Source organism: Paenibacillus sp. MZ04-78.2, from assembly GCF_024213375.1.
Lineage (GTDB): Bacteria > Bacillota > Bacilli > Paenibacillales > NBRC-103111 > Paenibacillus_G.
Map to the genome: position 1 here is coordinate 134,904 of NZ_JANAVJ010000012.1, position 7,371 is coordinate 142,274.

The following is a 7,371-nucleotide window of genomic DNA, read 5'->3' on the forward strand; positions in this document are numbered from 1 at the left end:
CCCTATTTGAAACGAGGTAACAACGTGTGTCAGGCTACAGTTTCCGACAAAAGTTTGACAGTGCCGCTATGCAAAAGACCGCTTCGCTCCGGGAAAAATGCCGGATAACGAAACGGTCTCTTCATCATAATCACGTATCGTGGCGGCAGTCTAATTCCGAAGCCAGCGAGCGATATCTTTGGCAAAATAAGTAATGATCATGTCGGCTCCGGCCCGCTTAAAGCCGGTCATCGTCTCCAGAACGATCGACTTCTCGTCGACCCAGCCCTGTAGGGCGGCAGCCTTAATCATGGAATATTCCCCGCTGACATTATACGCTACAAGCGGCAGGTTAAAATGGTCGCGGAGCTCGCGGATGACGTCCATATAGGCTAGGGCCGGCTTGACCATCAGCATGTCCGCGCCTTCGGCCACGTCGGATTCCGCCTCACGCAGCGCTTCCCGCACATTGGCCGGGTCCATTTGATACGTTTTGCGGTCGCCGAACTGTGGCGTGGAATGCGCCGCTTCGCGGAACGGACCGTAGAACGACGAGGCGTACTTCACCGAATACGACATGATCGGCACCTGCTCGTAGCCCGCTTCGTCAAGCCCTTGACGGATCGCATAGACGAAGCCGTCCATCATGTTCGACGGCGCGATAATGTCGGCGCCGGCTCCCGCCTGTGAAACCGCCGTTTTGACCAGCAGCTCCAGCGACGCGTCGTTCAGCACTTCCGCGCGCCCTTTCGCCTCGTCGTAATGAACGACGCCGCAGTGGCCGTGGTCCATGAACTGGCATAAGCAGGTATCGGCAACAATAAGCAGCTCCGGAGCCCATGTCTTGATTAAGCGCGACGCTTGTTGAACGATACCGTTCGGATCGTAGGCCGAGCTGGCATGCGCGTCTTTCTCGTGTGGAACGCCGAAGAGCACAATGGCCGGTATGCCCAGCTCGACGATTTCGCGGATTTCCTCTTCAAGCCGGTCGAGCGAGAAATGGTAGACGCCCGGCATCGAGCGGATTTCTTCCTTAACGTTCGTTCCGTGCGTCACAAAAATCGGATAGAGCAAGTCGTGGAGCGTAACAGTATGTTCCCGTACCAAATTCCGAATCGCAGCCGAGCCGCGCAAACGCCGGTTTCGTACAAGTGGAAAACTCATGGTTTACTCCTCCTTCTCGTATAAGCACCGGACCAAGGAAGCAACGGTCGCTTCCTTGGCCAAATAATCGACCTTCAGTCCCGCTTCCTGCGCGGTAGATGCCGTTCTCGGACCGATACAAGCAATCTTACACCCTTGCAGCAGCTTGAGCGGTTCCGTCTCGCCAAGCTCCTGCAGCGCGCGCAGCAGATTCGTAACCGTCGAGGAGCTGGTAAAAGTAACGATGTGCAGCATATTTTGCTTCAGCAGCTCAATGATCTCGGAGCCGCCCTCGGTATCCAGCACCGTTTCGTAGATATCGATTTTGGTTACGTTTAAGCCGCGCTCCCGCATTTGTTCGGGCAAATAAGTTCTAGCGATATCCGCCGTCGCAAGCAGCGCGTTCTGCCCCGGGCGCAGCTCGGGGGCAATGGCGTCCAGCAAGGCGTCCCCGTCGAATTCTGAAGGGACGACCTCCGCGAGCAATCCGTACTGCGCCAAGGCAGCCGCCGTTTTCGGACCGACCGCCGCCAGCCGGGCATTCCCCAACGCCCGAATGTCGAGCCGCAACTCCCGCAGCCGCTCCATAAAAAATTCGACGCCGTTCGCGCTCGTGAACAGGACCCAATCAAAGGTGGATAGCCGTTTCAACGCTTCGTCCCGCGCCGCTTGCGCTTCCGGACGGGAAGGCGGCCGGGTGCGGATCACCGGAAATTCCATGGCTTCCCCGCCAAGCTCGTCGATTTGCGAGGACAGCTCGCTCGCCTGACTGCGCGCACGGGTAACCAGAATACGACGACCGAACAACGGCTTGGTTTCGAACCAAGCCAGCTTGTCGCGCAGCTTGACCACTTCGCCGACTATGGTGACAGCCGGCGATTGGAAGCCTGCCGCTTTTACCTTGTCGACAATGTCCGTTAACGTACCCGTTAGCGTCTCCTGTTCCATCCAAGTACCCCACCGGATCAGGGCAACCGGCGTTTGCGGCGATTTCCCTCCGCGGATCAGCTCTGTGCAGATCTGCTCCAGATTGGCGACCCCCATCAAAAAAATCAACGTGCCGGAGGCTTGCGCCAAGTTATTCCAATTCACTTGGGAGTACGTTTTATTCTTATATTCATGACCGGTTACGATCGAAAAAGACGAAGTAAAATCGCGGTGCGTCACCGGGATGCCCGCATAAGCGGGGACGGCGATTGCGGACGTGATGCCGGGCACAATCTCGAAGCGGATTCCATGCTCCGCGAGAAGCTCCGCTTCTTCGCCTACGCGACCGAATACGCTCGGATCTCCGCCCTTAAGCCGGGTCACCGTTTTGCCCTGCAGCGCCAAATCGACGAGCAGGCGGCTGATCTCTTCCTGCTTCATCATATGCTTGTCCGGCAGTTTGCCGACAAAAATTTTCTCCGCCCCGGCTTTCATATGTTTGAGCAGACGGGGGCTGGCCAGCCGGTCATAGACAACTACGTCGGCCCGCTGAATCGCCTCCAAGCCTCTCAGCGTAATCAGCTTCGGATCGCCCGGTCCGGCACCGACAAGATAAACGACACCCTTGTTCACAACCGCTTCTCCCCTATTCTTCAGCTAATGCAAGCAGTTCGGCAGCACCTTTCGTTATCAAAGCTTCCGCCAATTGCAAACCCAATTGCTGCGGATCGTCTCCGGTCATCGTCTCTTTCAGCACCCGTTTGCCGTCCGGCGATCCGACCATACCGGTCAGTACAATAGACGGGCCGCTTCCTTCCGTCAAATGCGCATGAGCGCCGATCGGCACTTGGCAGCCGCCGTTCAATCGGCCCAGGAAGCTGCGCTCCGCGGCAACGGCAACCGCCGTCGGTTCGTGCTTGTACTTGGACAACAGGTCGAGTACAAACTCGTTATCGCCGCGGCATTCGATGCATAATGCGCCTTGTCCGACCGCCGGCAGGCACAGCTCCGGCGGCAAGTAAGCGCTGATGCGGTCCTGCCAACCGATCCGATGCAGTCCGGCGGCGGCGAGCAGGATGGCATCGAAGCCTTCCGTTTCCAGCTTGCGCAGCCGCGAGTCGATATTGCCGCGGATCGACTCAATCTGCAAGTCGGGACGGTAATGCTGCAGTTGGGAAGCCCGGCGCAGGCTGCTGGTTCCGACCTTGGCGCCCTGAGGCAAGTCGTCGAGCCCGCGGCCGTCCTGCGTGATCAAGCAGTCGCGCGGATCTTCCCGCAGAGGAACGGCGCCGACCACAAGTCCTTCGGGCAGTTCGAAGGGCATATCCTTCATGCTGTGTACCGCAAGATCCACTTCACCGTCGAGCAGCGCCTGTTCGATTTCTTTGACAAACAAGCCCTTGCCGCCGACTTTCGAAAGCGTGACGTCCAAAATCCGGTCACCCTTGGTGACGATTTTTTTCAGCTCGAATTCGGCTTCGATGCCGTGCCGCTTGCAAAGCTCGCGCAGGTGATCGATCACCTGACCGGTTTGCGTCAAAGCAAGCGCGCTTTGTCTGGTGCCTACTACAATGGTGCGCATGCGTGAAGTCAACCCCTTATCTTCTCCGTGCAAAGTCGGAAGTGCTGTATTCGCTATGTACCACTGTTCTCATTCATATCCCAATTGCCGCGCATCTACACGCAACCAGTCGCCGATCGCTTCCATACCTCGCGGCGTCGGATCTTGCAGCACCCTGCGCGCCAACTCGGCGCGCAGCTCCGCCGGGTCCGTCCGGCCGCTTCGCAGCAGCGGCAGCAGCTCCCACTCCAGCATGCCGCGAAACAGCGCCTGCCGCTTGCCCGTTTCCGGGACGGCTTGCTGTATGATGCCGCGCAGCTCATGAAGCAGCTCTACGTACGGCGCATACTCTTCGCCGAACGCTTCCTCCAGCCTGCGGCGCAGCGCCGCGGCCAACCCCGGGCTTGCGCCTGCGGTGGACACCGCGAGCGTCAACCGTCCCCGCCGGACCGCGGCCGGGACGAGAAAACCGCCGCCGGCCCCGTCGTCGGCCGCGTTCACGAACTTGCCGAGCGCCTCGGCCTCGGCGCATACCTGCGCGTTCACCGACGTATCGTCGGTGGCCGCGAACACCAGCCGCGCCTCGGCCAGCGCGGGCAGCCCGGGCGCGTACCGCGCGCGCAGCGCGCGCACCGCGCCCGAGGCTGCCCACGCTTCCAGCTGCGGCGTAAAAACGGGGCTCACGACGGTGACGCGAGCCCCCGCTTCCAGGAGCGCTCGTGCCTTGCGCTCCGCCACCCGGCCGCCGCCGATAACGGCGCATGGCCGCCCTTCAAGATCGAGCATAGCGGGATAGTAGGATTTAACGCCGGGGGACGGCCCCGGGAGCCTTCCTTCGCCAGCTTTCGTCATGTCCTACGCCCCCTCAAGACCATTGGTGGAAGTTCGAATATTGGTTAGCCAACAAAAAGTTGAGCAGCGTAATGACGAACGCGGCCAAATTCCACAACGCCAGCCGGTTGCCTGCCGATTTCATCACGAGCCGTTGAAACAAATAAAAAATATAAGCCAACAACACAAACCACGAATTCAGCACCTTCGGATCGAAAAACAACATGAAATCGCCCTCAAGCGCGATCCAGACGATCCCAAGCGACAGCGTAAGCAGCAATAGCGGAGCGCCGATGACGACGGAAACAAAGGCATAGCGGTCCGTATTTTCCAAGCTCGGCAGACGCAGCATCTGCTGCGACCACTGCTTTTCCTTCAGCTTGCGGTGCAGGAACAAGTACATGCCGGAAAAAATGGCGGATACGACGAATGCGACATAGCCGGAAATCGCCAGCGTAATATGGATAAACAGCAGTTCGTCGTTAATGTTCCAATGCGCCAAGGTCGGCGCCAGTCCCGGCCGGCTGAAGACATTAAGCGCAAACGTCGCGAATCCGAACACGTTTACCAAAAACACAAACAGCTCGATCCGGAAAAAGCGGTTCACAATCAGTGAAACGGTCACAAGCAGCCAAGATAAAATAAAAAGCGTTTCGAACATGGAAAACGCCGACAGCTTAACGTGCGTGATCAAACTGTAGATTAAATAGGCGGTTTGTAGTAGCCATACAAAAGAAAGCAACCCTGTCCCCATCCGCTTTGCGCTTCGGTTCGGACCGACAAAGTCCGAGAAGTAAAACAGGAGGCTCAGGGCATAAATATATAAAATGACATCGTACAACCAGGTTTGAGTGACCATGCTGTTCCTTTCCGGTCAAGCTTTGGCCAGAACGTCAAGCGCTTCTGCAGGCGCCGCGGCCCGCACTTTGGATAGCAGTTCTTCCTTGATCCGATCCTGCGCCGCCTCCGCCTCCTGCTTCCGTACCGCCTGCTCCACCCGTTTTTGCTCAGCCAAAGGCTCTTCCAAAGCAAAAATTTTCGTGAACATGTCCAGCGCGTCATCCCCGTGACGCTCGGCAGCCATTTCTTTAATGCGGACAATGGGATCGCGCAGCATCTGATTGACGATGCTTTTCGTTAATTTGCGAATGACTTTCAATTCGTGTTCGTCCAACTCCGGCAGCTTCTTCATCAAGCTGTCCATCGTTTCCTCGTGAATCGTGGCCGCTTTGGTCTGCAGCGCTTGAATAACGGGGCTGACGCCCAGCGTTTTCGTCCACTGCTCGAAGGCCGCCATTTCCTCGCGGATCATTTTCTCAATCTGCACCGCAGCCTTACGCCTCTCTTCCAAATGAGAGTTTACGAGCGATTGAAGATTGTCGATATCGTATAAAAAGACGTTCGGCATCTCGCCAAGCCGCGGATCAAGGTCTCTCGGAACCGCGATATCAATCATGAACAGCGGTCGCGAGCGGCGCCGCTGCAAAATACAGGATACCTGCTCGGCCGTCAGCACATAACCGACCGCTCCGGTAGAGCTGATCACGATGTCGGCTTCTTCCAAGTGCGCCAGCAGCCGGTCCATCGTACCTGCCACGCCCCGGAACTTGTCCGCCAGCTCTTGCGCCCGGCTGAGCGTCCGGTTCACGACGATCACTTTGTCGGCTCCGTTCGCGTACAGGTGCTTCACAGTCAACTCGCTCATTTTACCTGCGCCGATAATCAGCACTTTCTTATGCGCATAGCTGCCGAAAATACGTTTGCCCAGTTCGACGGCCGCATAGCTGACAGATACCGGATTTTCCCCGATGCCGGTCTCGAAATGGGCGCGCTTAGCCATCGTTACGGCTTGCTTGAACAACGTGTTGAACAAAACGCCGGTCGTCTTCTCGTGCTGAGCCAGCAGGAACGCGTCCCGAACCTGTCCCAAAATTTGCGTCTCGCCAATGACCATGGAATCGAGACCGCTCGTTACGCGGAATAAATGCTCGATCGCCTTCTCATTCTCGTAAACGTATAAATGCTCCTGAAACTCTCCGCGCGGTACGCCGAACCATTTTTCGATAAAGCCCCGCAAATAATGAGCACAGGGCTGGCGGTCGACCGCCACGTACAATTCCGTCCGGTTGCAGGTGCCCACGACGACGCACTCCATGACGCTCTTTGTTTCCTTGAGCTCCTTCAGCGCCAGCGGCAAATCCCCTTCGGCGAATGCAAATTTTTCTCTGATGGACACCGGTGCTGTGCGATAATTTAAACCCGCCACGACGATATGCATCTGGTTCACCTGCCTCCTCCTCGTAAAGTCAGTTTATTATATCACACCATGTGGAACAAGTCCGAGTTTTTGCGACAATAATTTTGAAAGTTTTATTACATGGAGGGGGGGCTCCATCCCCCTAAATCCCCCTTCGTAAGGGGGACCCCAGGGGGCTTGCCCCCTGGACCCCCGAGCTTCGATGCGCAGTTGGTGGAGTGAGCGCTTTTCCTCCTTGTGTTAACCGGCCCCTCTCTTATGGAGAGGGGCCGGTTAACACAAGGATACGCTTAACAGCGTGCGGGAACGGGTAAAGAACGTGGGAGACGCAGAGACGCGCATAAGAGCTGCTGTAGTGCAGGGATCGCGTCTGTTCAGGAGAGGCTAGCTTCCCATGGGAAGCTAGCCTCTCCTGAACACGCTTCACTGCGATGGGCTCGACTCCCACACGCTTCGGTGGGAGCGAGCGGCGAACCCCTTATCCCACAACCGTCACATTCTGCGAGAACATCAATCATTCCCTAACTTTCCTCAACATCCTATCACGCCTGACTCAAGCAGGCTGTGATTTAAATCACGCTCACTGATGCTAGACTAAATAGACATCCATGCCGCTGGCGCGGCACCATCAGAAGGATGAAAATGGTGCCGCGTCGAACTTAGTCTTTACGGC

Annotated in this window: 6 protein-coding genes; all 6 read right to left on the reverse strand. The window is 57.2% G+C overall.

Features of this window, described 5'->3' with window-relative positions; all coding sequences use genetic code 11:
* Window positions 1-150: 150 nt before the first annotated feature.
* The 6 genes from hemB to hemA all read right to left on the reverse strand — a co-directional run bounded on the left by hemB (window position 151) and on the right by hemA (window position 6,719).
* A complete protein-coding gene (gene hemB / locus NLX71_RS11910) occupies window positions 151-1,143 on the reverse strand; it encodes a porphobilinogen synthase (protein ID WP_254363857.1) in 993 nt (330 codons plus the stop codon).
* 3 nt (window positions 1,144-1,146) lie between these two features.
* On the reverse strand, window positions 1,147-2,682 hold the full coding sequence (gene cobA, locus NLX71_RS11915) for a uroporphyrinogen-III C-methyltransferase (protein WP_254363858.1): 1,536 nt from the start codon (window positions 2,680-2,682) through the stop codon (window positions 1,147-1,149).
* 13 nt (window positions 2,683-2,695) lie between these two features.
* A complete protein-coding gene (gene hemC / locus NLX71_RS11920) occupies window positions 2,696-3,631 on the reverse strand; it encodes a hydroxymethylbilane synthase (protein ID WP_254363859.1) in 936 nt (311 codons plus the stop codon).
* A 69-nt stretch (window positions 3,632-3,700) separates the two neighbouring features.
* Window positions 3,701-4,462 carry a precorrin-2 dehydrogenase/sirohydrochlorin ferrochelatase family protein gene (locus tag NLX71_RS11925; protein WP_309248938.1) on the reverse strand — a complete coding sequence of 254 codons (762 nt, stop codon included), beginning with the start codon at window positions 4,460-4,462 and terminating at the stop codon, window positions 3,701-3,703.
* Window positions 4,463-4,475: 13 nt separating this feature from the next.
* Window positions 4,476-5,300, reverse strand: a complete 825-nt coding sequence (gene ccsA / locus NLX71_RS11930) for a cytochrome c biogenesis protein CcsA (RefSeq protein WP_254363860.1) — start codon at window positions 5,298-5,300, stop codon at window positions 4,476-4,478.
* Between the two features lie 15 nt (window positions 5,301-5,315).
* The gene (hemA, locus tag NLX71_RS11935; RefSeq protein ID WP_254363867.1) at window positions 5,316-6,719 is read right to left on the reverse strand and encodes a glutamyl-tRNA reductase; all 1,404 of its coding nucleotides are present in this window, start codon (window positions 6,717-6,719) and stop codon (window positions 5,316-5,318) included.
* Window positions 6,720-7,371: the final 652 nt, after the last annotated feature.